At 61.2% G+C, this 25,149-nt stretch carries 27 protein-coding genes and 1 pseudogene; 22 read left to right on the top strand and 6 right to left on the bottom strand.

What is annotated here, in order from left to right; translation table 11 throughout:
* Window positions 1-2 precede the first annotated feature (2 nt).
* The 7 genes and pseudogenes from ON753_RS17585 to ON753_RS17555 all read left to right on the top strand — a co-directional run bounded on the left by ON753_RS17585 (window position 3) and on the right by ON753_RS17555 (window position 6,632).
* Window positions 3-971, top strand: a complete 969-nt coding sequence (locus tag ON753_RS17585; RefSeq protein WP_265963964.1) for an ABC transporter permease — start codon at window positions 3-5, stop codon at window positions 969-971.
* Window positions 968-1,366 (top strand): cytidine deaminase, encoded by a 399-nt coding sequence (locus ON753_RS17580; RefSeq protein WP_265963962.1) that lies wholly within the window; start codon window positions 968-970, stop codon window positions 1,364-1,366. The genes ON753_RS17585 and ON753_RS17580 overlap by 4 nt, the downstream gene beginning before the upstream one ends.
* Before the next feature lie 6 nt (window positions 1,367-1,372).
* On the top strand, window positions 1,373-2,182 hold the full coding sequence (locus tag ON753_RS17575) for a purine-nucleoside phosphorylase (protein ID WP_265963961.1): 810 nt from the start codon (window positions 1,373-1,375) through the stop codon (window positions 2,180-2,182).
* Entirely contained in the window at window positions 2,179-2,955 is a 777-nt protein-coding gene (gene deoC / locus ON753_RS17570) for a deoxyribose-phosphate aldolase (protein ID WP_265963959.1), read from the top strand. Before ON753_RS17575 ends, deoC begins: the two co-directional genes overlap by 4 nt.
* A gap of 3 nt (window positions 2,956-2,958) precedes the next feature.
* Window positions 2,959-4,275 (top strand): thymidine phosphorylase, encoded by a 1,317-nt coding sequence (gene deoA / locus ON753_RS17565; RefSeq protein WP_265963957.1) that lies wholly within the window; start codon window positions 2,959-2,961, stop codon window positions 4,273-4,275.
* An 83-nt stretch (window positions 4,276-4,358) separates the two neighbouring features.
* Window positions 4,359-5,580: pseudogene (locus ON753_RS17560) on the top strand (phosphopentomutase).
* A 44-nt stretch (window positions 5,581-5,624) separates the two neighbouring features.
* Window positions 5,625-6,632: an adenosine deaminase gene (locus ON753_RS17555; protein ID WP_265963955.1), complete on the top strand. Its 1,008-nt coding sequence runs from the start codon at window positions 5,625-5,627 to the stop codon at window positions 6,630-6,632.
* 63 nt (window positions 6,633-6,695) lie between these two features.
* Here ON753_RS17555 and ON753_RS17550 read toward each other — a convergent pair whose 3' ends face one another.
* Window positions 6,696-7,994, bottom strand: a complete 1,299-nt coding sequence (locus ON753_RS17550) for an MFS transporter (RefSeq protein ID WP_265963953.1) — start codon at window positions 7,992-7,994, stop codon at window positions 6,696-6,698.
* A 164-nt stretch (window positions 7,995-8,158) separates the two neighbouring features.
* Here ON753_RS17550 and ON753_RS17545 point away from each other — a divergent pair, with 164 nt between their 5' ends.
* The 8 genes from ON753_RS17545 (at window position 8,159) to ON753_RS17510 (ending at window position 15,639) form a co-directional block, all read left to right on the top strand.
* Window positions 8,159-8,482, top strand: coding sequence for a DUF1688 family protein (locus tag ON753_RS17545; protein WP_265963952.1), 324 nt, complete (start codon window positions 8,159-8,161; stop codon window positions 8,480-8,482).
* Window positions 8,437-9,399: a DUF1688 family protein gene (locus ON753_RS17540; RefSeq protein ID WP_265963944.1), complete on the top strand. Its 963-nt coding sequence runs from the start codon at window positions 8,437-8,439 to the stop codon at window positions 9,397-9,399. The genes ON753_RS17545 and ON753_RS17540 overlap by 46 nt, the downstream gene beginning before the upstream one ends.
* Window positions 9,400-9,565: 166 nt before the next feature.
* Window positions 9,566-10,195 carry a uracil phosphoribosyltransferase gene (gene upp, locus ON753_RS17535; protein WP_265963943.1) on the top strand — a complete coding sequence of 210 codons (630 nt, stop codon included), beginning with the start codon at window positions 9,566-9,568 and terminating at the stop codon, window positions 10,193-10,195.
* 44 nt (window positions 10,196-10,239) lie between these two features.
* Window positions 10,240-11,139, top strand: coding sequence for a ribokinase (locus tag ON753_RS17530; protein ID WP_265963941.1), 900 nt, complete (start codon window positions 10,240-10,242; stop codon window positions 11,137-11,139).
* A gap of 67 nt (window positions 11,140-11,206) precedes the next feature.
* Window positions 11,207-11,710, top strand: a complete 504-nt coding sequence (locus ON753_RS17525) for a retropepsin-like aspartic protease family protein (RefSeq protein ID WP_265963939.1) — start codon at window positions 11,207-11,209, stop codon at window positions 11,708-11,710.
* 75 nt (window positions 11,711-11,785) lie between these two features.
* Window positions 11,786-13,285, top strand: a complete 1,500-nt coding sequence (locus tag ON753_RS17520; RefSeq protein WP_265963936.1) for a phosphomannomutase/phosphoglucomutase — start codon at window positions 11,786-11,788, stop codon at window positions 13,283-13,285.
* 132 nt (window positions 13,286-13,417) lie between these two features.
* Complete coding sequence (locus tag ON753_RS17515; RefSeq protein WP_265963934.1) at window positions 13,418-14,416, top strand: aldose epimerase family protein; 999 nt, start codon at window positions 13,418-13,420, stop codon at window positions 14,414-14,416.
* A 191-nt stretch (window positions 14,417-14,607) separates the two neighbouring features.
* Complete coding sequence (locus ON753_RS17510; protein WP_265963932.1) at window positions 14,608-15,639, top strand: histone deacetylase family protein; 1,032 nt, start codon at window positions 14,608-14,610, stop codon at window positions 15,637-15,639.
* A 76-nt stretch (window positions 15,640-15,715) separates the two neighbouring features.
* Here ON753_RS17510 and ON753_RS17505 read toward each other — a convergent pair whose 3' ends face one another.
* Window positions 15,716-16,357, bottom strand: a complete 642-nt coding sequence (locus ON753_RS17505; RefSeq protein WP_265963930.1) for an HAD family hydrolase — start codon at window positions 16,355-16,357, stop codon at window positions 15,716-15,718.
* Between the two features lie 88 nt (window positions 16,358-16,445).
* On the opposite strand from ON753_RS17505, the gene ON753_RS17500 reads away from it, so the two are divergent.
* Window positions 16,446-17,393, top strand: coding sequence for a PhnD/SsuA/transferrin family substrate-binding protein (locus ON753_RS17500; RefSeq protein WP_265963928.1), 948 nt, complete (start codon window positions 16,446-16,448; stop codon window positions 17,391-17,393).
* On the opposite strand, the gene ON753_RS17495 is transcribed toward ON753_RS17500, so the two are convergent.
* The 4 genes from ON753_RS17495 to ON753_RS17480 form a co-directional block, all read right to left on the bottom strand.
* On the bottom strand, window positions 17,394-18,812 hold the full coding sequence (locus ON753_RS17495) for a bifunctional enoyl-CoA hydratase/phosphate acetyltransferase (protein ID WP_265963926.1): 1,419 nt from the start codon (window positions 18,810-18,812) through the stop codon (window positions 17,394-17,396).
* Window positions 18,813-18,909: 97 nt separating this feature from the next.
* Window positions 18,910-19,410 (bottom strand): TadE/TadG family type IV pilus assembly protein, encoded by a 501-nt coding sequence (locus ON753_RS17490; RefSeq protein ID WP_265963924.1) that lies wholly within the window; start codon window positions 19,408-19,410, stop codon window positions 18,910-18,912.
* Window positions 19,411-19,507: 97 nt separating this feature from the next.
* A complete protein-coding gene (locus ON753_RS17485) occupies window positions 19,508-20,059 on the bottom strand; it encodes a TadE/TadG family type IV pilus assembly protein (protein ID WP_265963922.1) in 552 nt (183 codons plus the stop codon).
* A 27-nt stretch (window positions 20,060-20,086) separates the two neighbouring features.
* A complete protein-coding gene (locus ON753_RS17480; RefSeq protein ID WP_265963920.1) occupies window positions 20,087-20,488 on the bottom strand; it encodes a pilus assembly protein N-terminal domain-containing protein in 402 nt (133 codons plus the stop codon).
* Between the two features lie 589 nt (window positions 20,489-21,077).
* On the opposite strand from ON753_RS17480, the gene ON753_RS17475 reads away from it, so the two are divergent.
* The 6 genes from ON753_RS17475 to ON753_RS17450 all read left to right on the top strand — a co-directional run bounded on the left by ON753_RS17475 (window position 21,078) and on the right by ON753_RS17450 (window position 25,100).
* Complete coding sequence (locus ON753_RS17475) at window positions 21,078-21,248, top strand: Flp family type IVb pilin (RefSeq protein WP_265963918.1); 171 nt, start codon at window positions 21,078-21,080, stop codon at window positions 21,246-21,248.
* Window positions 21,249-21,394: 146 nt separating this feature from the next.
* On the top strand, window positions 21,395-21,910 hold the full coding sequence (locus ON753_RS17470) for an A24 family peptidase (protein ID WP_265963917.1): 516 nt from the start codon (window positions 21,395-21,397) through the stop codon (window positions 21,908-21,910).
* A gap of 254 nt (window positions 21,911-22,164) precedes the next feature.
* Window positions 22,165-22,500: an SAF domain-containing protein gene (locus ON753_RS17465; protein WP_265967291.1), complete on the top strand. Its 336-nt coding sequence runs from the start codon at window positions 22,165-22,167 to the stop codon at window positions 22,498-22,500.
* The gene (gene cpaB / locus ON753_RS17460) at window positions 22,428-22,928 is read left to right on the top strand and encodes a Flp pilus assembly protein CpaB (RefSeq protein ID WP_265967192.1); all 501 of its coding nucleotides are present in this window, start codon (window positions 22,428-22,430) and stop codon (window positions 22,926-22,928) included. The genes ON753_RS17465 and cpaB overlap by 73 nt, the downstream gene beginning before the upstream one ends.
* Before the next feature lie 41 nt (window positions 22,929-22,969).
* Window positions 22,970-24,376: a type II and III secretion system protein family protein gene (locus tag ON753_RS17455; protein ID WP_265963915.1), complete on the top strand. Its 1,407-nt coding sequence runs from the start codon at window positions 22,970-22,972 to the stop codon at window positions 24,374-24,376.
* 10 nt (window positions 24,377-24,386) lie between these two features.
* Window positions 24,387-25,100 carry a CpaD family pilus assembly protein gene (locus ON753_RS17450; protein ID WP_265963913.1) on the top strand — a complete coding sequence of 238 codons (714 nt, stop codon included), beginning with the start codon at window positions 24,387-24,389 and terminating at the stop codon, window positions 25,098-25,100.
* The last annotated feature ends 49 nt before the right edge of the window (window positions 25,101-25,149 follow it).

Genomic DNA, 25,149 nt, shown 5'->3' with positions numbered 1-25,149 from the left:
TCATGTTCGAGACGCTGATCCTGATCCTCGACTCCACCGTCCGCCTGTCGACGCCGCTGCTGCTGGCCTGTCTTGCCGGGCTTTATTCGGAACGTTCGGGCGTCGTCGACATCGGCCTGGAAGGCAAGATGCTCGGGGCCGCCTTCGGGGCCGGAACCGTTGCCTATCTCACCGCAAATGCCTGGCTCGGCCTTCTGGCTGGCATTGGCGTATCCGTCGGTCTCGGACTGGTGCACGGCTTTGCCTCGATCACCAACCGCGGCAACCAGATCGTCTCCGGTGTCGCGATCAACTTCCTGGCGGCCGGCCTGACGGCGCTGCTTGGCCAGACCTGGTTCCGCCAGGGCGGGCGCACGCCGGCCTTGCCGGAAGGCGGGCGGTTCCGGGACATCGTCTGGCCCTTTGCAGAGGAGATGCGCGGGATCCCGGTGATCGGGCCGATCTACAGCGAGCTTCTGTCCGGCCACAACATCCTGGTCTATGCGGCCTTCCTTGCGGTCCCGCTCACCTGGTGGGTGCTGTTCCGCACCCGCTTCGGCCTGCGCCTGCGGGCCGTGGGTGAAAGCCCGGCGGCGGTGGATACGGCCGGGATCTCGGTTACGTGGCTGCGCTACCGGGCAGTGGTCGGCTGCGGAGCCCTTTGCGGCTTCGCCGGGGCCTATCTGTCCATCGCCCAGGGCGCGGGCTTCGGCGTGAACATGACCGCGGGCAAAGGCTTCATCGCCCTTGCCGCCCTGATCTTCGCCAAGTGGCGCCCCGCCAGCGCAATGCTGACCTGCCTGCTGTTCGGCTTCCTCGACGCGATCGCCATCCGCATGCAGGGCCAGGAAATCCCGGGCATCGGCGAAGTGCCGGTGCAGTTTTTCCAGGCACTGCCCTATATTCTCACCGTCATCCTGCTTGCCGGCTTCATCGGCAAGGCGACACCGCCGAAGGCAGCGGGCATCCCTTATGTGAAGGAGCGTTCATGAGCGACCTGAATGCCTTGTTCGAGGCTGCCAGGGCGGTGCGCGAACACGCCTATGCGCCCTATTCGAACTTCCTGGTCGGCGCGGCCCTGCGCACGCCGGACGGCACGGTCTTCACCGGCTGCAACGTGGAAAACGCCTCCTATCCGGTGAGCGTGTGCGCCGAGGGCGGGGCCGTCAGTGCCATGATCGCGGCCGGATACCGGGAAATCGCCGAGGGGGTGGTTGTCGGCGACGCCGCGCTGTGCACACCCTGCGGCATGTGCCGCCAGCGGCTCAAGGAATTCGGCACGGACGATCTCGTCGTCCATGTCGCGGATCTGAAAGGTATCCGGCGCAGCTTCACGATGGACGAACTGCTGCCCGCGGCCTTTGAACTCGAATACAAGAAGGACTGACCCACGATGAGTGGTTACGGCCGTGAATGCGCGGATATCGTCCGTGCTGCCCGGGAGGGCACGTACAAGATTGGCATGATCCTCGGCTCCGGTCTCGGTGCACTGGCCGAGGAAATCGAGGATGCGGTGCGCATTCCCTATGCGCATCTGACAGAATTCCCCGTCTCGACAGTGACCTCACACTCCAGCGAGCTGGTCGCCGGAACACTGGCGGGCGTTCCGGTGGTGATCCTGTCCGGCCGCGCCCACTACTACGAAAGCGGTGACCCGAGCGTCATGCGCACACCGGTCGAGACCCTGAAGGAACTCGGCTGCGAGATCCTGCTGGCGACAAATGCGGCCGGTTCGTTGCGTCAGGAAGTGGCGCCGGGCTCGCCGATGCTGATCTCCGATCACATCAACTGGTCGGGCAAGAACCCGCTGATCGGCGAAGAGGACGAAAGGCGCTTCCTCGACATGAGCACCGCCTATGATCCCGAACTGCGGGACATCATGCACAAGGTGGCCGCGGAAACCGGCGACCCGATCGCCGATGGCGTCTACATGTGGTTCTCCGGCCCGTCCTTCGAGACGCCGGCGGAAATCCGCATGGCCAAGCTCCTCGGCGCCGATGCGGTCGGCATGTCCACCGTGCCGGAAGTTGTCATGGCCCGTTTCATGGGACTGAGGGTTGCCGCCCTGTCGATTATCACCAATTACGGTGCAGGCATGCAGACCCACGCGTTGTCTCACGACGAAACGAAATCGGTGGCCCTCCAGGGCATGGAGCGCATGAAAGAGCTGGTAAGGGCATTTGTGAAGGAGATCGGCCAATGAGCGACTTGATCGAAAACGCAAGACGCGCCCTCGGGCTCGTTGACCTTACCAATCTGAACGATGACTGCACGGCCGAAGACATTACCGCTCTGACCGGCCGGTCCGTGACGGATCACGGCTCGGTAGCCGCGGTCTGTGTCTGGCCCCGCTTCGTCGCCCAGGCGGTGAAGGAGCTGAAAGGCACCGGTGTAAAGGTCGCAACCGTGGTGAATTTCCCAGATGGCGGCGAAGATACGGACGCGGTCGTCGCCGAAACCCGGCAGGCGATCGCCGACGGCGCCGACGAGATCGACATGGTGATGGCCTACAGGGCCCTCGTCTCCGGCAGGAAGGGCTTTGCGGAGGAGCAGATCATCCGCGTCAAGGAAGCCATCCCGGATCCGGCCATCTTGAAGGTCATTCTGGAGACGGGCGAGATCAAGGATGCGCTGCTGATCCACGCCGCCTCCAATGTGGCGATCACCGCCGGAGCCGACTTCCTCAAGACCTCCACGGGCAAGGTCCCGGTCAACGCGACGCTGGAAGCGGCGGAAATCATGCTGACGGCCATTGAGGAGGCGCGCCGGGAAAATCCGGAACGTGTCATCGGGTTCAAGGCGGCTGGCGGTATCAGAACGACCGAAGAGGCGATTTCCTATCTGATGTCGGCGGACAAGATCATGGGCCGCAATTGGGTCGCCGCCTCGACGTTCCGCTTTGGTGCCAGCGGTCTTCTGGACGCGCTGATCGGCACGATCGAAGGCAAGCAGCCGACGGCGAACCAGGGATACTGAAGAATGCTGCCGCAAGAACTTATCCGCAAGAAACGCGACGGCGGAACGCTCGACGCACGGGAAATCGCCTTCTTCGTCAACGGCCTTGCCGACGGTTCGGTCACCGAGGGCCAGGTCTCCGCGCTGGCCATGGCGATCTTCTTCAGGGGCTTGAGCGTTGACGAACGGGTTGCCCTGACGCTGGCCATGCGCGACAGCGGCGATGTCATGGACTGGTCCGGCATCGACGCACCGGTGCTGGACAAGCATTCCACCGGCGGCGTCGGGGACAACGTGTCCCTGATGCTGGCACCGGCGCTTGCCGCCTGCGGGGCGGCCGTGCCGATGATTTCCGGGCGCGGCCTTGGCCATACCGGCGGCACGCTCGACAAGTTCGACAGCATTCCGGGCTATCAGACCCAGCCGGACAACGTGCTGTTCAAGAAGGTCGTCAAGGACATCGGCTGCGCGGTGATCGGGCAGACCGGCAACCTGGCCCCGGCCGACAAGCGCTTTTATGCCATCCGCGACGTGACCGGCACCGTGGAAAGCATCGACCTGATCACCGCCTCGATCCTGTCGAAGAAGCTGGCGGCGGGGCTCCAGGGCCTTGTGCTGGACGTCAAATGGGGCACGGGCGCCTTCATGGCGACACTCGAGGAAGCGCGCGCTCTGGCCGAAAGCCTCGTGCTGGTTGCCAACGGGGCCGGGCTCAGGACGACGGCGCTGCTGACAGACATGAACGAGCCGCTGGCTTCCGCGGCCGGCAACGCGCTTGAAGTGCAGAACGCAGTCGATTTCCTGAAAGGCCGTGCCATCGACAATCGCCTTTGGGACGTGACGGTGGCGCAGGGTGGCGAGTTGCTCGCCACCGGCGGCATTGCAGCAACCGCCGAGGCGGGCGCGGAGATGATGCGCCAGGCCTTCCAGAGCGGCAAGGCGGCCGAGAAGTTCGCCCGGATGGTTCATGCGCTGGGCGGTCCGGCCGACTTCATGGAAAAGAGCGAACTCTACCTTGCCAAGGCCCCTGTCGAAGCACCGGTCTATGCCGAGCACGACGGCATGGTCACCGCCGTTGACGCCCGCGCCGTCGGCGTTGCCGTGGTGGAACTCGGGGGCGGCCGGAAAGCGGCTGCCGACGTCATCGATCCCGCCGTCGGCCTCTCCAGCCTGGCAGGCGTCGGCAACACGGTGGATGCGGACGCTCCTCTGGCGATCGTGCATGCCAGGAGCGAGGAAGACGCGGAGCGGGCGGCGGTTGCCGTTCGCAAGGCCTACACGATCGGCCGTGCGGCGGACGTCATCGACCGTCCCAGTGTTGTCGAGCGGATCGCGCCGTGACCGATCTATTGCACCCGAAGGAGGATGTTCGGGTGCGCCTCCGGTTCAGGTAACCGGCAAATAGAAAATTTGAGGAGAAGCCCATGCCTCGTGCAATTCTGTGCGTGCTGGACAGTTTCGGTATTGGCGGCGCCGCGGATGCGGACGTGTTTGGCGATGCCGGGTCCGATACCTTGGGCCATATCGCGGAGCACTGCGCGGCGGGACAGGGCGACCGGGACGGGCTGCGCAGCGGCCCCTTGAGCGTTCCCAACATGGACCGGCTGGGCCTTGGCGCGGCCGGGCGCCTGTCGACCGGCAAGGCCGTTCCCGGCCTGGATTTTGCCGGTGATCCGGAAGGCCTCTGGGGCTATGCCGCCGAGGTTTCCAACGGCAAGGACACGCCGTCCGGTCACTGGGAAATCGCGGGCGTGCCCGTCCGTTTCGATTGGGGCTATTTCCCCCAGACGATTCCCGCCTTTCCGGAAGAGCTGATTGCCGGGATCAGCGAAAAGGCCGGTCTGACCGGTGTTCTGGGCAACAAGCATGCCTCCGGCACGGAGATCATCGCCGAGCTTGGCGAGGAACACATCAGGACCGGTAAGCCGATCTTCTATACCTCGGCGGATTCCGTCATACAGATCGCGGCTCACGAAGAGCATTTCGGCCTCGAGCGGCTGTATGAGCTTTGCGAGATCTCCCGCGAGTTCGCCGATCCCTACAATATCGGCCGCGTGATCGCCCGTCCCTTCACCGGAGAGACACCCGAAACTTTCGTCCGGACCGCCAACCGGCGCGACTACTCCGTTCTGCCCCCCGAGCCGACCCTTCTGGACCGGCTCACCGCCGCCGGCCGCACCGTCTACGGTATCGGCAAGATTTCCGACATCTTCGCCCATCAGGGCGTTGGCAGGGTCCTGAAAGGCGCGGGCAACGATCAGCTGTTCGACAAGACGCTGGAGGCCATGGAGGTGGCCGGGGACGGCGACCTGATCTTCACGAATTTCATCGATTTCGATTCTGCTTTACGGTCATCGCCGCGATGTTCCGGGCTATGCCGCCGCGCTGGAGCGCTTCGACCGCCGCCTGCCGGACATGATTGAAAAGATGCGGGACGGCGACCTTCTGATCCTCACCGCCGACCACGGGTGCGACCCGACCTGGAAGGGAACCGATCATACCCGCGAGCACGTGCCCGTCCTGGCGACAGGGCCGGGGATCGCGGGCAAGAGCGTTGGCGGCCGGAAGACCTATGCCGATATCGGCGAGAGCATCGCGGATCACCTGGGCATCGCCCAGGGCCCCGACGGCACGAGTTTTCTTTAGCCCCGGGACCTGATAGGAATTTTGCGGTTGAGGATCCGTCACACATGAGCGAGCCCATCACGGTTCCAAAAGCTGAGCTGCATTGCCACATCGAAGGTGCTGCGCCGCCTTCGCTCGTGAAGCGTCTGGCCGAAAAATACCGCGTGGATGTCTCGGGTGTGGTGGACGGCAACGGCAAATATATCTGGTCGGACTTCACCACCTTCCTGAAAGCCTATGACACGGCAAGCAACGTGTTTCGGACGCCCGCGGACTACGCCCTGCTTGCGGAGACCTATTTTCGCATGCTGGCGGCTGAGGGTGCCATCTATGGCGAGATCTTCATCTCGCCGGATCATGCCCGGGAAGCCGGCCTGTCATACCGATCCTATGTCGAGGGGCTTGCCACGGGAATTGAACGGGCGAAGAACGGCACGGCCATCGAGGGCCGCATGATCGCCATCGGCGTGCGCCATTTCGGCTCGGCCGCGGTCGAGCGCGTGGTCAAGGAAGTCACCGCCGAACCGCATCCGCTGGTGACCGGTTTTGGCCTCGCCGGAGACGAGCGGGCCGGCCATCCGGCCAATTTCTCGAAAGCCTTCCGCATGGCCTCCGAAGCCGGTCTCGGCACGACGGCCCATGCGGGCGAATTCGGCGGGCCGGACAGCATCATCGCCGCACTGGATTTCCTGCGCGTCAAGCGTATCGGTCACGGCGTGCGCGCGATCGAGGACAAGGACCTGGTCAGGCGGCTGGCCGACGATGGCATCGTGCTGGAGGTCTGCCCGTGGTCGAATATCGCGCTCGGCGTTTACACGGTCCTGCGCTTTCATCCGGTCAACATGCTGCGCAAGGCGGGCGTGAAGATCACGCTCAATTCGGACGATCCACCCTTCTTCGGCACCACGCTCGGCAAGGAATACGCTTCTGTCGCCGAGACCTTCAACTGGTCGCGCGAAGACCAGATGGAAATCACCCGCACGGCAATCGAGGCGGCCTTTTGCGACGAGGCGACCAGGAACAGACTGCTCGTGCGTCTGGACAGCGCAGCACAGAAGCCGGCAGGGGCCTGAGCGGGAAAGGAACCGGGGCGAGCGGAAGTGTCCGCTGCGCTCACGCCTGAACGCCAATGCTGCTCACGCCGGTTCTGTCCTTAAAGCCGCGTCATGGGTATCTTCGCCGCGGTCTTCGCCCGACATCTCTTCCGGTTCCGTCCGCGGGTCCATGCTGACCGTTTCCGGCGTGGTGATCTGGCCGCTGGAGACCGGCACGAAATCCGATTTCTCTTGCGGCGTGAGCGCCGTGCGCTGGCGCATGCGCCAGAGGGCGAAGAGCATCATGGAAAGATGCGCCGCGGCCGTCACCTGGAAGAGGGCGCCCGGATAGGTGAAGGTCATCAGCCCCGACGCCAGGAGTGGCCCGACCATCGTGCCCGTCCCGAAAATCAGCAAGAGGCCGCCGCTGATGCGCAGGAAGTCGCCGGGGTCGGCGTGGTCGCTCGCGTGGGCGACGATCACCGGGTACATGGAATAGACAATCCCGCCGAATGCGGCGACCAGAAGGATCGTGGCGGTTGCATCGGCGCCGCCGAAGATGGACAGGCTTGAGCCGAATGTCATTGCCATGAGGGCGAGGCCGACCAGCACCAGACGGCGGTCGAGCCGGTCGGACAGCATGCCGACCGGTATCTGCACCACCGCACCTGTAAGCAGCGCGAGGCTCATCATGATGGCGATCTCGGGCACATCGAGGCCGATGCGCCGGCCGTAGACCGCGCCAAGCGCGCTGAAAGTGCCGTTGGACACGCCGACCATGAAGACGGCCACCACGGCGATCGGCGAGTTGCGCCACAGTTTCTTCGGATCGAGCCGGGCCTGCGTCAGGGGCTGGGGCGAGGCGGCGGTGGAAAGAGCGGTCGGCAGCAGCGAGAGCGAATAGATGATGGAGCCGAGCACGAAGAAGAAATAGCCGCTCGGAGAGCCGAGCGTCAGGAGCATCTGCCCGGCAGTGGTCGCCAGCAGGTTGATCATGGTGTAGATGCCGAAAATCCGGCCGCGGGTTGTGCTGGTCGAGCGCTCGTTGAGCCAGCTTTCCACGATCATGGCCGTGCCGGCAAAACAGAAACCGGTTACGGCTCTCAATACGATCCAGAAGGTCGGTTCAACATAGAGCAGGTTGAGAAGAACAGTGATCGCGGCCAGCGAGGCCAGTGCGCCGAAGGACCTGACGTGGCCGACCCGTTTCACGATGACCGGCACGCTGAGGCAGCCGGCCATATATCCGAACGCCCAGCCGGCCCCGAGCAGGCCAAGGGAGGCATCGGAAAACCCCGCGGCAAGACCGGCGAGCGGCAGAAGCAGGCCATGAAGGCCGCCAGCCAGCACAAGCAGAGCTGATCCGGCGAGAAGGGCGGCAATCGAAACGACGGCGGACATCTGAATTCCAGAACGTGCGGTTGTGAGGAGGGGATCTCATATATCTCATGATGGACAATGACGATCCGGTTTGACAAGTTTATGGTGGACAGATACGCGGATCCTGCGGTGTCGAATTCCCTGGCACCCGGTGGGTTCCCAAAAAACGTCCGGATCTTGTCCTGATGAGCAAATCGAATTCAGCTCTTTCACTGTTTCTGCCGCAGGAGGTGCGCGCGAGATCTCACCGGCTCCTGGAACGGGCGGAGGCAGGCAAATCGGCGCATCTGGAGGTCGATCTTGCCAGGTTGGGCGATGCGCTCGCCCTGGTGCTGGAGACGGCCAGGGAAACCTATCCCGATTTTCTCATCCCGCCATACGGCATCTGGCGGGATCTTGAGGCCGGCGGCCTCGACCGCTGGGGGCGCTGGCAAGCGCCCGCGGCTTTGAGACAGCAAATGAGATGTTGGCCGCCGCTGCGGATCTTGCCGTGCTCGCCGCATTCATGAAAACGCGGCATCCGGAAGACTGGACATTCGAAGATCCTATGACCGGAACCCGGGTGGCGGGCAGGACGGCATCTGCGCTTTCGGCCTTTCACATGTTCGCGGCGGGCTCCTTCTCCGGCGACATGGCCGATCCCTACCGTGCGGATGCGGAGACCCTGATCCGGCTCGACGAGCAGGAACTTGCCAGCGGTCTGCAATGGGACCTGCAAGACGATGCAGAGTTGCTGCAGGCCATGAAGCGTCACTTGAAACGTCTGGGTGAGGCGCTTGCGCTGCGCCCGGATCTTTTCGCCGAAGGCAAGGCCACCCGGCCCGGACAGCTCGCGGTCCGGCTGGCGAAGGACGGCGATGGCACCGTGAAAGCCGGCACCCTGCTCGACCGCCTCCTGGAAGCTCTTGCCCCGGTCTGGGAGGGCGGCGCGGCACTGGGCGATGTCACCCTCGGCGATAGTTTCGAGCATTCGGAACTGCGCGGGGAGGAGGGCAACGCCATTGTTCCTTTCCATCTGGCGGCGCAGGAGATGGTCTATTCCCTGGTGGAACCCCTGGCTTGGGCCGGGCTGGAAGTCAGCGGCCTCGAAGACCTGACGGCGCCTGCCGACCACGCCCATGCCGCGCTCTTCGTCCGTTCGGGAGTGCTGACGCTGCGGAATGGCGATGCGGATCTGCCCGGGGAAGCGGAGCGGGATCGCATGATCGAGCTGAGGGCCGTGAGCGCTGCCCTGACCGACAGGCTTGCGGAGATGCTTCGCCGGGAGCTGGAGGTGCCGGACGCGCAATTGCCGCTCACCTGCATTCTGGAAGGCGGCACCAGCCGCGCGGGCAGCCGGATTCTGCAGCAGGGCGGCGGGGACGTGAAAAAACTCGGGAAATTTCTCAACCCGGGGTCTGTTTTTTGGCTGCCGTTCGGGGCATAGATCAACCAGCATTCAGGTCGTCTCACCTGAGCGCAGAAAAGTTGATCGCGTTCAAGGTGCTAGAGCATGCCGCGTTCGCCGGGACACGGATGCTCCGGCTGCCGAACATGAGGTTTTGCAGGAGCGGTCCGGGCAGGCGCGGACCCATTTCAACAGAGAGGCAGATATGTCCGGAGCCAATGTCATCAGTCACCCGCTGGTACAGCACAAGCTGACCATCATGCGCGACAAGGGAACGTCCACACAGGGATTCCGGCGCCTCCTGCGCGAAATCTCCACGCTGCTTTGCTACGAGGTAACCCGCGACCTGCCGCTCGTTCGGCAAACCATCGAAACGCCGCTGGCGGAAATGCAGGCTCCGATGCTGGCCGGCAAGAAGCTGGTATTCGCCTCCGTCCTCAGGGCGGGCAACGGCCTGCTGGAAGGCATGCTCGAGCTGGTCCCCTCCGCCCGCGTCGCCCATATCGGTCTTTACCGCGACCCGGAAACCCTCCAGCCGGTCGAATATTATTTCAAGGCGCCTGAAGACCTGCACGAGCGCCTGGTGATCGTGGTGGATCCGATGCTGGCAACCGCGAACTCGGCCATCGCGGCAGTCCAGAAAGTGAAGGATCGCGGCGCGAACAACGTCCGTTTCCTTTGCCTTCTGGCCGCGCCGGAAGGGGTCGCCAAATTCAACCAGGCGCATCCGGATGTGCCGATCTTTACGGCAGCAATCGACGAGAAGCTGAACGAAAAGGGCTACATCGTACCGGGACTCGGCGATGCGGGCGACAGGATGTACGGCACGAAGTAACAGGCGCCGTGCATCCCTAGCGCCATCGAAAAACCGGAGGCGGCATGATCACAGTATTCGGCTCAATCAACCTGGACCTCGTGGTAGCTGTTCCGCGGTTGCCGAAGGCAGGAGAAACGATCAGCGGCCCGGATCATCAGACCTTCGCCGGCGGCAAGGGCGCCAACCAGGCTGTTGCGGCACGGCGGGCAGGGGCCACGGTCCGCATGATCGGCGCGGTCGGCCGGGACGCCTTTGCCGAACTGGCGCTGGTGAACATGCGCGACGCGGGTGTCGACCTTTCGGGGGTCAAGGCCCTGGACGGCACCACCGGACTGGCGTTTATCGGCATCGACCCGGCCGGGGAAAACCAGATCATCGTGGCAAGTGGCACCAATGCGCGCGTGGAGGCCGACTGGCTGGCGGGCGGGCTCGGCCCGCAAGACCTGCTGATGCTTCAGGGAGAAACCCCCTTCGCCGAGGTGGAGCGGGCGATGGATCTGGCACGGCAATGCGGTGCGTCCGTCTTCTGGAACCCGGCGCCCGTTCCTCGTGAGGACGCGGCCGCCTGCCTTGAGGCCGTCGGCACGCTGGTGGTGAACGAGAGCGAGGCCGCGGAACTTGCCGGCCGCATCGGCATGCCCGGTGAACCGGAAGCCTTCCTGGACCACATGGCCACATCCTTCAGGGCGGTGGTGGTCACGCTTGGCGCGTCCGGCGTCGTCGCCGGAAAAGGGGAGGACCGGTTCCGGTTCGGCTCGCCGAAAATCGAGGCGGTCGACACGACCGGAGCCGGTGATGCGTTTTGCGGTGCGCTGGCCGCAGCCCTCGACCTGCGCCTGCCATTCGAGCGCGCCGTCCGGGAAGGCGTCGCGGCCGGCGCCTTGGCCTGCACGGTGACCGGCGCCCAGTCCAGTGCCCCTCTCAAGGCGGACATCCGGCGCCTGGCCGATCAAATCGTCTGATCCGGTTTTACAGGCTGCTAAGGAAACCATGCTATGCCGGAAGCTCCTTTTTCCTTGAAGGCCCGGCATGACACGCTTCATCGTCATTTTCCTGTTGTGTATGGGGATTGCCCCGTTTCTGCCCGGTTTGCTGGAAAGCCGGATGGAAACGCTGGGCGGCGGGGCGTCTTCCACGGCCTACGAGGAGGCCGATACAGGTGAAAGGACGTACCGGATTTCACGCGACCGGAGCGGCCATTTCGTCGCCGATGCCTACCTGAACGGCCAGCCGGTCGACATGCTGGTCGATACCGGCGCGAGCTATGCGGTGTTGCCGCAGTCCGTCGCGGAGCACATCGGCATATTTTTGACGGAGTCCGATTTCAAGTACCCGGCTCAGACGGCAAACGGAACCGTCTATGGGGCAAGAACGTTGATCGACAGCTTGCGGATCGGAAGTATCCGGCTGAGAAATGTGGAAGCGCATGTTTTGAAGGATGCAAGCCTGCGCACACCTCTTCTCGGTATGTCCGTCCTCAACGAACTTCGACGGTTTGACATGTCCGGCGGCACACTTGTACTGGTACAGTAGTCCGAGTTGATCCCGCTTCATGCATGTCCGGGCCTGTCGTCCAACCTCGGATCTTTCTTCAACTGAGAGGCCTGAATGTTTCCGAAGCCATTACCGAGTCTGACCCCGAACACCTTTGAATACGAATCCTTGCCCATGGTGAAAGCGACCGGGTTCCGGGAATATGACGCCCGCTGGCTATTCGAGCAGGAAATCAATCTGATGGGCATGCAGGCGCTCGGCATGGGCATCGGCACACTCATCCATGAGCGCGGCGTTCGTGCGGACATCGTGGTCGGCCACGACTTCCGCAGCTATTCCGCATCGATCAAGATGGCGGTTATCAACGGCCTCCTGGCGGCTGGCATCAACGTCCACGATATCGGGCTGGCGCTCTCCCCGATGGCCTATTTCGCCCAGTTCGCGCTGGATGTTCCAGCGGTTGCCATGATCACCGCTTCCCATAACGACAATGGCTGGACCGGCGTCAAGATGGGCATCGACCGCCCGATGACGTTCGGACCGGATGAAATGGGCAGGCTGAAGGACATCGTGCTGGAGGGGACGTTCGACCTGAAGGGCGGCGGCAGCTACCGGTTCGTCGATGGGTTTGCCGAGGTCTACATCAAGGACCTGACGGACCGCGCGAAGCTGAAACGCCCGATCAAGGTGGTCGCGGCCTGCGGCAACGGCACGGCAGGCGCCTTTGCCCCGAAGGTTCTGGAAGCGCTCGGCGCCGAAGTCATTCCGCTGGATGCGGAGCTGGATCATACCTTCCCACGCTACAATCCCAATCCTGAAGACATGAAAATGCTGCACGCCCTCCGGGACACGGTTCTGGAAACCGGCGCGGAAGTCGGCCTTGGCTTCGACGGCGACGGTGACCGCTGCGGCGTGGTGGATAATGAGGGAGAGGAAATCTTCGCCGACAAGGTCGGCGTGATGCTGGCCCGCGACATTTCCGAGCTCCACCCGAACAGCCAGTTCGTGGTGGATGTGAAATCGACGGGCCTCTTCAACACCGATCCGGTGCTGCAGGCGAACGGTGCCAGGACCGACTACTACAAGACCGGTCATTCCTACATCAAGCGCCGGGTGAATGAGCTGGATGCGATCGTTGGTTTCGAAAAGTCCGGCCACTATTTCTTCAACAGGCCCATCGGCCGCGGATACGATGACGGTCTCGTCTCCGCAATTGCCATCCTCGACATGCTGGACCGCAACCCGGACAAGACGATGGCGGACCTGCGCCGCGCTCTTCCCCGGACCTGGGGCTCGCCGACCATGTCGCCGAAATGCCCGGACGAGGTCAAATATGATGTCGTCGAACGGGTCGTCGCCAGGTTCCAGGACATGAAGCAAAACGGCGAACCGGTTGCCGGCCAGCCGATCTCGGATCTGATTACCGTCAACGGCATTCGTGTCGTGACGGAAGACGGAACCTGGGGCCTGGTGCGCGCCTCTTCCAACAAGCCCGAACTCGTCGTCGTGGTGGAAAGCCCGGTTTCCGAAGCACGGCTGCGCGAGATGTTCAGGGCGGTCGACGGGGTTCTGCGCGAGAATCCTGAAGTCGGCGAGTACAACCAGACGCTTTAAGGGACTGTATCCTGGTTCGATCTTGATTGGCCGATTAAGGCTATTGACCTTTTATGCAAGGGCGGCGGATGATCCTGCCGCCTTTTTCGTGGGCCCTTTGCATCCAAACGGCGGATCTCGACGGAGATATTTATGATCAAGGAATTCGGTGTTCTTCCCGATGGCACGGCTGTTCAGGAAGTCACCTTGAAAAAGGGATCTCTTGAAGCCTCGGTGCTGACGCTCGGGGCAATTATCAGGGATCTTAGGGTGGACGGCGAGAGCGTTGTTCTGGGCTTCGAGGATCTGCAAAGCTACCTGAATCATTCTTCGTATTTCGGCGTGGTCGCCGGGCGTTGCGCCAACCGGACCGCCGGCGGGAAAATGACGATCGACGGGGTGGAGTATCAGCTCGATCGGAACGAGCGGGGTCGGAATCATCTTCACGGCGGTTCGCAAGGATTTTCCACGCGCGTCTGGGAAATAGAGCAGAGCGACAAGGCCAGCGTGCTCTTGAAACTGATCTCCGAAGACGGCGACATGGGCTATCCGGGACGGGTGGAGGCGCTGGTGCGCTATTCGCTGACGGGCAGCGGCGCGTTGCGGGTTAAATACACCGCAACCACCGACAAGACGACGCCCGTCAACATGACCCAGCACAGCTATTTCAATCTGGGCGGCGGCAGCACCATTCTCGACCACACGCTGGAGATCGCCGCTGAAACGTATCTGCCGGTGGATGAGTTGCTGATCCCGACGGGCGAAATCCGCAAGGTGGAATGGACGCCGTACGACTTCCGGAACGGCCGCAAGATCCGCCGCAAACCGGGCGAGGAAGACGTGGTCTACGATCACAATTTCTGCCTCGCCGACGCCCCGCGGGAGACGCCTGAATTTGCAGCGGCCCTGGAAGACAGCAACGGCGAGCGCCGCATGGAGGTCTGGACGACGGAACCCGGACTGCAGTTCTATGACGCGGCGCGACTGGCAGTTCCGGTCCCCGGGCTCGATGGAAAACAGTACGGACATCACGCGGGCTTGTGCCTTGAGACACAGCGATGGCCGGACAGCGTCAATCGGAGCGGGTTCACGAAAGTATTGTTGCAACCCGGCGAAACCTATAGTCACGTGACGGAATACCGCTTTTCCTGAAAGTGCCTGGATCGGGAGGGGCCAGGGCCGCTGACGTGATGGAGATGGCGCCGCATCCGGCGCCGTCTCTCAGGCAAAATAGGCAAATATCAAGTCGATCGCATATTCGATCATGTAAATGGTTGCTGACCCTGAATTAGACGAATTTGGATTGAATCATTGATGCTGGGAACGGATTCCGGGGGACGATTGTGAAGACGGTTTTTTCAGAGACCCAACTGGCGCATGCGCCGGAAAAGGAAATCTCCGATGGGGAGCTGAAGCCGGCGGTCGAGATACCGAGCCGGGCCGAAATCGTGCTCAAGACCGTCAAGGAGCGCAATACCGGCGAAGTTCTCGCTCCTGAAGCCTTCCCGCTCCGCCCCATCCACCGGGTCCACCCGCCCCAATATGTCGGGTTTCTGGAAGGGTTCTGGGAAATGTGGACGGCAGCGGGCCGGTCCGGGGAAGCATTTCCCTTTGTCTGGCCGATACGCAGCCTCCGGCAGGATACGAAGATCAACCATGTCGACGGGCTTCTCGGCCGCTATTCCATGGATGCCGGCACCCCGCTCGGGCAACACACGTACAAGGCCGCCCGCGCTTCCGTCGACACCGCGCTGACGGCGGCCAAACTCCTTTTGGCGGGCGAGAAATCCGCCTTTGCCCTCTGCCGTCCGCCCGGCCACCACGCCGGGTTCGACTTTTTTGGCGGCTATTGCTTCTTCAACAATGCGGGCATCGCGGCCCAGTATCTGAGAGACAACGGTCTGAACAGGGTTGCCATCCTGGACGTGGACTATCATCACGGCAACGGAACGCAGGCGCTGTTCTATGACCGTCCGGACATCCTGTTCCTCTCCATCCATGCCGATCCCAAGGACGAATATCCCTACTATCTGGGCTACGCGGATGAGACCGGGGAGCATGCGGGGACCGGCTTCACCCGGAACTGGCCGCTGCCGCTGGGAACGGACTGGGATGCTTACACTCCGGCACTGGAGGAAGCCTGCCGCTGGCTTCTGGTCTACAAGCCGGATGCGATGATTGTTTCCCTGGGCCTCGATTGTTACGAAGAAGATCCCATCTCGGGCTTCAGGTTCAAAAGTGAAGACTATCTCCGCCTTGGCCAGCGGCTGGCAAAGGTCGGCGTGCCGACCGTGTTCCTGATGGAAGGCGGCTATGCCGTGGAGGCGCTCGGCACCAACTGCGTCAACGTCCTGGAGGGCTTTGAGGGAGGATAGGTTCCTTGCCTCAATCGGCCAGTTGAAGCGGTTTCGGGTTGAAACGGCAGTTCGCGAAAAAGGTTATCAGCCATAATCATTGTGAGCGATCACCGTGAGCCGGTACCAGCAGACCAAGGTCGACCAGATCCTTGCGAAGTTCATCCGCATGGTTGAAGTGATGGGCGCGCATCCCGACTTCGCGGGCCGCCTCCACATTCTTCGGGGAATCGTCGATGAACAGGCAGGACCCGGCGTCCAGGCAGTGGCGTTCGAACAGCACCTCGTAGATGCGATGGTCGGGCTTGATCAGCTTCTCCTCTCCCGAGACGACGATGCCGAGAAAGCTGGTTTTCAGGAACGGAAATCTTGCCTGCGCTTCTGCAAATTTCTCGGTCGAGAAATTCGTGATCGCATAAAGGGGAACGCCGCTCTCCTTGAGTTCCCCCAGAATTTCCAGCGTGCCCGCGATTTCACCCGGAACCATGTCGTGCCAGCGTTCCGAATAGGCGGCAATCAGGTCGGCCTTGTCCGGATGCATGTCTGACAGCATCTCGACGGCTTCCGTCCAGGGGCGGCCCAGATCCTGCTGCAGGTTCCAGTCCGGGGTGCAGACGGTTTCCAGAAAGGTCTTCCGCTCAACTTCGTCGGGGATGAGGCGGCGATAAAGATGCTCGGGATTCCATTCGATCAAGACATTCCCTATATCGAATACGACGGTCGTGATAGGATCGCTCATTGATGGTTCCGGAATTTTTGCTGAAGATGCGCTATTGACAGGCGAGAAGAATATTTTGCAAACATCATCAGAAGGTTATGTCAGATTTGTGGCGTTGCTTGAAAGGTGCGCCCGGTTCACTTTCCTTTCTTTTCTTTTTGCTGTTTCGGCATGGACGGCCGCTGCCCAGGAGGTCACCGGCGGGCTGGACCGGCTGCGTCTGGGTGTGGTTGTCGCCGCGGACGACGGCGCGCGCGAACGGGTCGAGCCCTTCCGGCTGGCTCTGGAGGAAATCGCCGATTTGCCGGTGGATCTGTTCTTGTTGGAAACGATGGGAGACGCGGTCGAGGCGATTGCCGCCGGCCGTGTCGATTACGTCAGACTGTCGCCATCCGCCTACGCCGCAGCACATCACCTGTGTGGGTGTGTGGAACCGCTCGTCACTGCGGGGCCGGACGATTTTCCTGCCCGGTTCTATGCAATTCTCGTCAGCAAGCGCGGGCCGGAAAAGACCACGCTGGAGGGGCTGCGGGGCACCCGCCTGGCCGTTGGTGGAGAGCAGTCGGTTACAGGCTACCGGGTGCCGCTGGCCAATCTTGCGGCCGATGGCATCAATGCACGCTTGCATTTCTCGACGCTGGTTGAAGTTCAGGACCCGCTCGAAGGCTTGCGCGCGGTGCTTGATGGACGGGTCGGGGCCACGCTTGCCTGGTCGACCCTGGCCGGCGAGGCCCGCAACGGATATACCGCCGGCACCCTCAACGACTACTACGTTGCCGGTGGCAAGGCGTTTCAGGATCTGGAGATCATCTGGCGCTCGCCGCCCATCCCCTATTCCGCGCACACGCTGCAGAAAGATCTGCCGGACGCCTTGAAGCGGCGACTGCGGGCCGGATTGGTGGACCTTCGCCGGGAAGCCCCTGCTGCATATCTGGCCATTGAGCCCGATCTGCCCGGCGGATTCGAACCGGTCGTCCATGCGGATTACCGGCCCGTCCTGCGGACCTTCGAAGGCCAGTACGCAGGGCTTCTGGACCCGTTAAACCGCGAGCCCTGATCAACTCTCCGCACGGTCGAGGATACCGGCCGGAGCTCCTCCTTTGGCCCGCCAGTGCGTGTAGAGCAGAGCCAGGGCGCAGGAAGCCAGGCGCGCGCGGCCGTCGTCGGCCCGGCTGGTCAGCATGATCGGTACCTTGGCGCCGATCACCAGGCCGGCAGATTCCGCATGAGCGATAAAGGTCAGTTCCTTGGCCAGCATGTTGCCGGTTTCAAGGTTCGGAACGATAAGCACTTCCGCGCGGCCGGCAACCAGCGACGTGATGCCTTTCGTCCGGGCCGCCTGGAGATCGATCGCGTTGTCCATCGCCAGCGGGCCGTCGACGATCCCTCCGGTGATCTGGCCGCGTTCGGCCATCTTGGACAGAACGGCCGCGTCAAGGCTCGACGGGATTGCCGGATTGACCGTCTCGATGGCCGAGAGGATGCCGACCCGCGGCATTTCGAGACCGAGAGAAAGAGCCAGGTCGATGGCGTTCTGCGTGATGTCCACCTTGGCGTTGAGATCCGGCGTGATGTTGATGGCTGCGTCGGAGATCAGCACCGGCGTTTTGCGGCCCGGGATATCCATGACGAACACGTGGCTGATGCGCCGGCGGCCCGTCCTGAGCCCGCCATCCCGTTTCACCACGTGGTGCAGCAGATGGTCGGTATGAAGATGGCCTTTCATAATCGCCTGGACGCGGCCTTCGTGAACCATTGCCACGGCCTGTCCCGCAGCTTCCGTTTCATCCGCAATGTCGATCAGTTCGAATGAAGCGATGTCTTCGCCGAGGCCTTCCGCCGCCGCTTCGATCCGGTTCCGCGCTCCGATCAGCACCGGTCGGATCAGGCCTTCGCGCGCTGCCATCATCGCCCCTTCGAGCGAATTGGGATCATCCGGGGCAACGACGGCCGTCGGCAGGGCAGGCAGGGTTTTTGCAAGCTGGATGATCCGGTTGAAGTGCCGGTAGCGCTGCACCAGAAGGGCAGGCAGTTCTCTGGGGTCGAATTCGATGGTTTGCGTCGGGGCGGCAACTTCGGCGACACCCTCCATCAGCCGGGTTCCGTCCTCACGGGTCACCGAAACGTCAAAGACGACGATATTGCCCGGCTTCTTTTCCGTGGCGGTAACCTTCACATGCAGCTTGTCTCCAACGGCCGCACCGCCCAGAAAGCGGAGAGACTGGGCCTTGTAGACCGTTCCCGGACCGGGAAGGAGGTTCCCGAGGACCGCGGAAGCCAGTCCACTCATCCACATGGCGGGCGCGACAGGCTTGTCGACCTGACCGTCGCCCGTCCAGTCCGTGTCCGGCAGGTGAATCGGATTCTGGCTTCCGGAGGCATGCGCAAAGATCAGGAGATCATTCGAGGAACACTCGCGAATGAGCTCCGCCGTATCGCCAACGGCGATCTTCTCGTAGGTTTTGTTTGTCGCCATCGATCGCATCCCATTCACAAACCGGGTGCTGCGGCGCAGCATCGGTTGAGAGTAACCGGAATGCTCGGGTGATCAAGGCCGGGCGCGCAAATTGTTGCTACTTGCAGTCGCTGCAATTCACCGTGTCGGTCAAGCGCGGGCGCAGGTAATATGTATCGCTCAGGCCGATGGACGTGTCCCGCTTGAAATAGCTCGTAAAGATGCCGGTAAAGGGTGAGGTATAGGTCGCGTTCGCCTGGCCGACAACGATCGACGTTTCGGGAATGGCAATCGTATCGGGCATTGTGATCGGCGGTTGGGAGTCTTTGGCCCATGGCGCGGCGTTTGTGCCGTCATAGCTCCAGTCGACACTGGGATTGCCGTCCTCATCGAAGGAGACGCTTGCGATGATGATTTCCAGGTCCTTGGCGGGATAAGGTGCCAGGATCTTTTCCCCCAGATCCATGACGGCGGTCAATTCGCTTGTGTTGACCGATTGTGCCTGTGCCACCAGATCGGCAATCGAGTTGGCGATCCGGCCGACTTTCCGATCCTGGTTCAAGGCACCCGTGACTTCTTCCATGCCGATCAGGAGGATGAGCATGAAAGGCAGAATCATGGCGAACTCCGTCGCGGAGACGCCCCTGCGATCGCTCCACAACTGGCGAAAGCGGTTCAGCAATCCGTGGCGAGACGCGGAAAAGCGCATCGTGAACTTATTCCCAAGGCTCATTTCGAAATACCATTGTCGACGTCAGATGGCGTTCGTTGCCGTGGTCGGCGTAATCCAGGTAGAGATTGGCAGCCACCATCGGCCATTTGTAGATGACGTTCACGACCACGATGTCGCCAGAACCGCCGATGTTGTAGCTCAATTCTTCCTTCAGCTTGCCGTCCTCGTCGTAAAGACTGTCCGTTGACTGGGCCTTTGCGAAACTGTCCACCGACGTGACGTCGACATAGATCTTGTCCGTGTCGCACATGAAGCTGGGCATGGAATCGCAGATCTGCTGCTTGAAACTGTCCGCGCTGATCTTGCCTTTCTCTGCCTGGCCGGTTCTGATCAGTCTTGCGGCGCTGACGACCGCGTTATCGACCATGCGGTTGGCAAAGTGCGCAAGGCCGACTTCGATGATCCCGAAGACCAGGGCGAAGAACGGCAGGGCGACCATTGCGAACTCGATCGCCGTCACGCCGCTGCGGTCGTGCCACAGGGACCTCCTGTTGCTCGCCGTATTAGGCTGATCGCAAATTTCTCCGCCACGCATTCGACGTTTGCTCCGCACGTTACCGCCTTAGTTTCTGCTGCCGGCGGCCTCGAGCGCCAGACCGTTCCGCGAGGTGGCTTGCTCCGCGGCATTCTTGAATGCCTCGGCGTCATCTCCGAGGCGCAGCGTCGGCTCGCACATCGGTTGACACGACAAGCTCATCCGCGCGGATTTCCGGTAGACCGAGACCACATCGTCCTCTGACGCCCGGACGGTGATCACCTCGTCGACGATTGGCTTGTTGTCCGCATCGAGAATGACGAGATTGGTGGTGCCGTAGCTCTTGCCGGTGATGACGACGGTGTTGTCATCAAACATGGCGACGTCGGCAATGAACGGATTGCCGACAATGACCGCAGACGCACCGTCGTCGATGCGGAAGACCTTGGCGCGGTCGACCGTCACCATGACGGGCCCATCCTGCGCCATCGCGACACTTCCGTGGATCGCAACCGCAAGCAGGCCTGTCCATCTGATTAGGTTCGTTAACATGCCTCTGGGTACTCCATATGTATATTGTCCTGCGATAGGATGCCTCAAACGTGGTGAACGATCTGCTAACGGCGGAGACAAGCCCGCGCCGTTGCCGATTTTCCGTGCCATGCAGGAGAAACCGCATCTGCCTGTATTCATGACAACACGAGTCTTGCCGGGAAATTTTCTTCCGGGTGTCATGATCTGGCCTAACGAAAATGTGCTGTAGATCGATGTGCTGAATCCGAAGTCTATTTGTCAGTAGTTAATCCGCGTTCGCTGTATATTCATGAGATACGCCCCTGTCGGATCGGGTTGCCGGAGGGAGGGCAGTATTTACTAAAGTTATTTTACTGTATTAATGAAAAATTATCTATACGAACTGTTAACTATATTTGCGTTTCTCGGATTTTGCTCTATCTTTGCAGGTGAATTTAACATGTTGGAAAGCTCTTTCTCCTAATGTCAGCCCATGTCCAATCGGACCGAAAAAAGATCCGGTGGGCTTGAAGCTGTCAAATCAGTGGTACTTGGAGCAAACACTATGAAATCGCTTATCAATCGTTTCGCCAATGACGAATCCGGTGCAACCGCAATTGAATACGGCCTGATTGCTGGCCTGCTGTCCGTGGTGATTCTCACCGCCGTTGCGCTGGCTGGTACGACCCTTACGGGCGTCTTCACCAAGATCAACACCGAACTCGGCAAAGTCTAAGCCGCGTCAGGTCGAGATTACAGACTCAAGAAACGGGCAGTTCGCTGCCCGTTTTTTATTACCCGGCCTGATGCGGCGCGTCCGCGAAGCGTTAACTTTCGGCCATTATGATCACCCGTACTGAAGTCCATGAAAACGGAAGTTCGATGATTGAGGCGGCTATCCTAGTTGTTTTTCCGATGCTTGTGGCATTCGGCGGTGCTTCGGACCTGCTGACGATGACGATCCGGAACAGGGTATCGATCCTGCTGGTTGCAGGCTTCGTGGTTGTGGCCCTCGGTACCAGCCTTCCGCTTGCCGGCTGGGGCATTCATGCCTTGGGTCTGCTGGTGGTCTTTCCGGTCGGTTTCGCCTTTTTTGCCGCCGGCTGGATGGGGGGCGGTGACGTCAAGTTCATCAGCGCCATATCGCTCTGGGTCGGCTTTACTCACGACCTGATTGTCTTCGTAATGCTTGTCGGGATTTACGGAATGGTTCTGACCCTTGGACTTCTCTATGTCAGACAGTTTGAAGTCGTGCCGACCTCATTGGCGCGCCAGGAATGGTTTGCAAGGCTGCACGACAAGAAAAGCGGGATTCCCTACGGCATAGCGATTGCGATCGCGGGCCTGCAGGTATTCTCCTCGACAGAATTTTTCAAGATGATCGGACAGGGCATTTAGTGGCGGCCCTGGCTAGTTTCCTGATTAAATCCCTCTTTTGAATAAAGAATTATACGGATCCTGAGGGTCGTATCGAAGCTATTGCGTCCGAATTGATCAGTTTTTCGGGAAATTGCCGGAAGTTACCGACGAGTTTGGTAAAGTTAACGAATGATAACCAAAAATAGCTACATCTGATTAACCATGTTTTGACCAATTACCCCTCATCCTAGTCGGGAACAGCGCATGCGCGCTTTGAAATATTGGGTTTGGTCATGAAATTCGCTCGAATTTTTGTACTGGCAATCGCCGTCGCTGCAGGTTTTGTGGCGTTCCGCATGGTTATGATGTCCAGCGGAACCCCTGAGCCAGAGGTTACCCAAGCGCACGTCGTAGAGCAAAAGAACGCCGAGGTTCTCGTCGCGGGGAAGGATATCCTGCTGGGTGGGAAGCTCAGCCCGGCCGACCTCTCCTGGGCGCCGTGGCCGGAGGATGCGCTTCCAAACGGCGCCGTGCTCAAAAAGGTTCACCGGGAGCACTGGAAGAGTATTCGGGGCAGATCGCCCGGGCACCGATCTTTGCCGGCGAGCCGATTCGTCCCGAACGTCTGATCAACACCGACAAGGGCTTCATGTCCGCCATTCTGCCGAAGGGCAAGCGCGCCATTGCGGTAAGCGTGGAAGCGGAAACAACGGCCGGTGGCTTTATCCTTCCCGGCGACAAGGTGGATCTCATCCTGACGCGCAAATCCGATCGGGGGGCGACCAGCGAGACATTTCTTGAAAACGTCCGCGTCCTCGCGATCGACACCACGACGGCTGGCGAGCAGGACCAGAAAAACCTTTCTCCCAAAAGGACCGCGACCCTTGAGCTGACATTGTCGGAATCCGAGGTTGTCGCCCAGTCTCAACAGGTCGGGACAATTTCCCTGGCTCTCCGCAGTGCGTTGGATTCCGAAGATGATGCCGACGAGGACAATAGCCGCAGGCGTGGTGTGAGCTACGTGAAATACGGCGTTACCAGTCAGGCAGGTGAATGATGACACCGGTTCAGGTCAGAAGATTCGGCGCGGGGGGCGCAATGAGAGATTTTATCCGAAAGATAATAGCCACTGCCGCGATCGCCGGCCTGGCGCTCGGCATGTCACTGCCGACCGCAAATGCCGGGGAAAATTTCCCGAGCCAGATCCATATCGCTTCAGGGGAACGTGCCAGTGACCGCATACTCAATGTGGGCATCGGGCGCTCCGTGGTCATCAATCTGGCGGAAGACGCCGCCGACGTGCTCGTCTCCAGTCCCGAGATCGCCGATGCCGTCCTGAGAACGCCGCGCCGGATATTCGTCATCGGCAATACGGCCGGCCAGTCGCGCCTCGTTCTTTTCAGCCGCAGCGGCCGTGAACTGGCAAGCTTCGACATCAGGGTTGAAAAAGATACCTCGGATATCTCCCGCATCATCCGCAAGCTGATTCCCGGATCGAATATTGCCGCTGAATCCGTCAATGGCAGCGTCATCCTGAGCGGAACCGCCAAGAGCACGCTGGAAGCGCAGCAGGCCGCAGACATTGCCGCCAAGTTTCAAGGGGGTGCCGCGACGGATGTCGTCAACCTCATCAATGTAGTGGGCAAGGACCAGGTGCATTTGAAAGTGACCGTCGCAGAGGTCGAGCGGTCGGTCATCAAGCAGCTGGGTGTCCGCTTCGGCGCCTCTATCGGAACAGGAAACTTCACCCCGCGCGGTGTCAATGACCCCGGGTTCAACGTGAACCCTTCAATCGTGAACCAGGCCTTTGTCGCACTGGATTTCGTCAGCGGTGCCACGAGCATTTCCGCGGAGCTTCAGGCTTTGCAGCGCGATGGGGTGGTCCGCACACTGGCTGAACCGACACTTACGGCGATATCGGGTGAGAACGCGAGCTTCCTGGCCGGCGGTGAATTCCCGGTCCCGATCTCACAGGACGATGACGGAATTTCGGTTGAATTCAAGAAATTCGGTGTCGGACTGGATTTCACGCCGGTCGTGCTGTCCGGTGGACGCATCAGCCTGCGGGTGAAGACCGAAGTCAGCGAACTCAGCAATGAAGGGGCGGTTTCAGCCGGCGGCATAACCATCTCGGCCCTTAAGGTGAGACGGGCCGAGTCGACGATGGAACTGCCTTCCGGAGGCACGCTGGTCATGGCCGGCCTTTTGAAGGAATCCTATCAGCAATCGCTCGAAGGCGTGCCAGGCCTGATGCAGATCCCGATCCTCGGAAGTCTGTTCAAGAGCCGGGATTTCCTGCGCAATCAGACGGAGCTGGCGGTGTTCGTGACCCCCTACGTGGTCCAGCCGATCGCCGAACAGAAAATGGTGCGGCCGGACAAAAACCTGCTGCCGCCGTCTGACGCTGAGTCGATTTTTCTCAACCGGCTAAACAAAATATTTAGCTCAAGCGGCACAATGGCTGAAGGCACATATCACGGCCAGGTCGGGTTCATCTACAAGTGAGGACGGACGGATGAATAAGCAAAATACGGTCCGCATCGCAGCCGCGTCCAAGTCCGCGCTCGTGCTCTTTGGATGCCTGGTCATTGCCGGCTGTCAGAGCCAGTCGCAGCCATCGGCCCAGTTGCTGGCGTCCAACGATTACAGACTGAGGCACCCGATCGTCGTGACCGAGGAGCCGGAAACTCTCGATCTTCCGATCGGGCGCAACACACGTGCTCTTTACGGTCCGATCGAGGACACGATTACGGCCTTTGCCGCCCAATCCCAGCAAGACGGCAACGGCGCGGTAGAGATCCTGGTGCCCTCGGGCGGAGCAAACGAAGCCGCCGTTCATGCGGTTACCGATGATATCCGCAGCGCTCTCCAGCGCGGTGGGCTCGGCCGGTCCCGGATCAGCACACGTACCTATCGTGTCGGAGATCCGTCGGCCGACGCTCCGATACGCCTGTCCTATGCCCGAATGCAGGCAACCGCCGGCCCTTGTGGTTCATGGCCGAGAAATATCGGCGGCGGCGTCGGCGAAAACGCTTCCTACGAGAATTTCGGCTGCGCGACACAGTCCAATCTCGCCATGATGGTGGAAAATCCGTCCGATCTGCTGACACCGCGAGCTTCCACTCCCGTGGATCAGAACCGGCGTGCGGTTGTCATCGAAAACTACCGCAAAGGCGACGTGACAGGCGGGACCTACAAGGAAGGTGTCGGTGCAGAGGTCGCTGAATAGGTGAAAGAATGAGCACTAATCCAGAGGTTAAAGATATGGGCGGCTATTT

This window comes from Roseibium salinum (assembly GCF_026240905.1).
Classification (GTDB): domain Bacteria; phylum Pseudomonadota; class Alphaproteobacteria; order Rhizobiales; family Stappiaceae; genus Roseibium; species Roseibium salinum.
The sequence above is the reverse complement of the archived record's forward strand: the minus strand, read 5'-3'. Positions and strand labels throughout refer to the sequence as shown.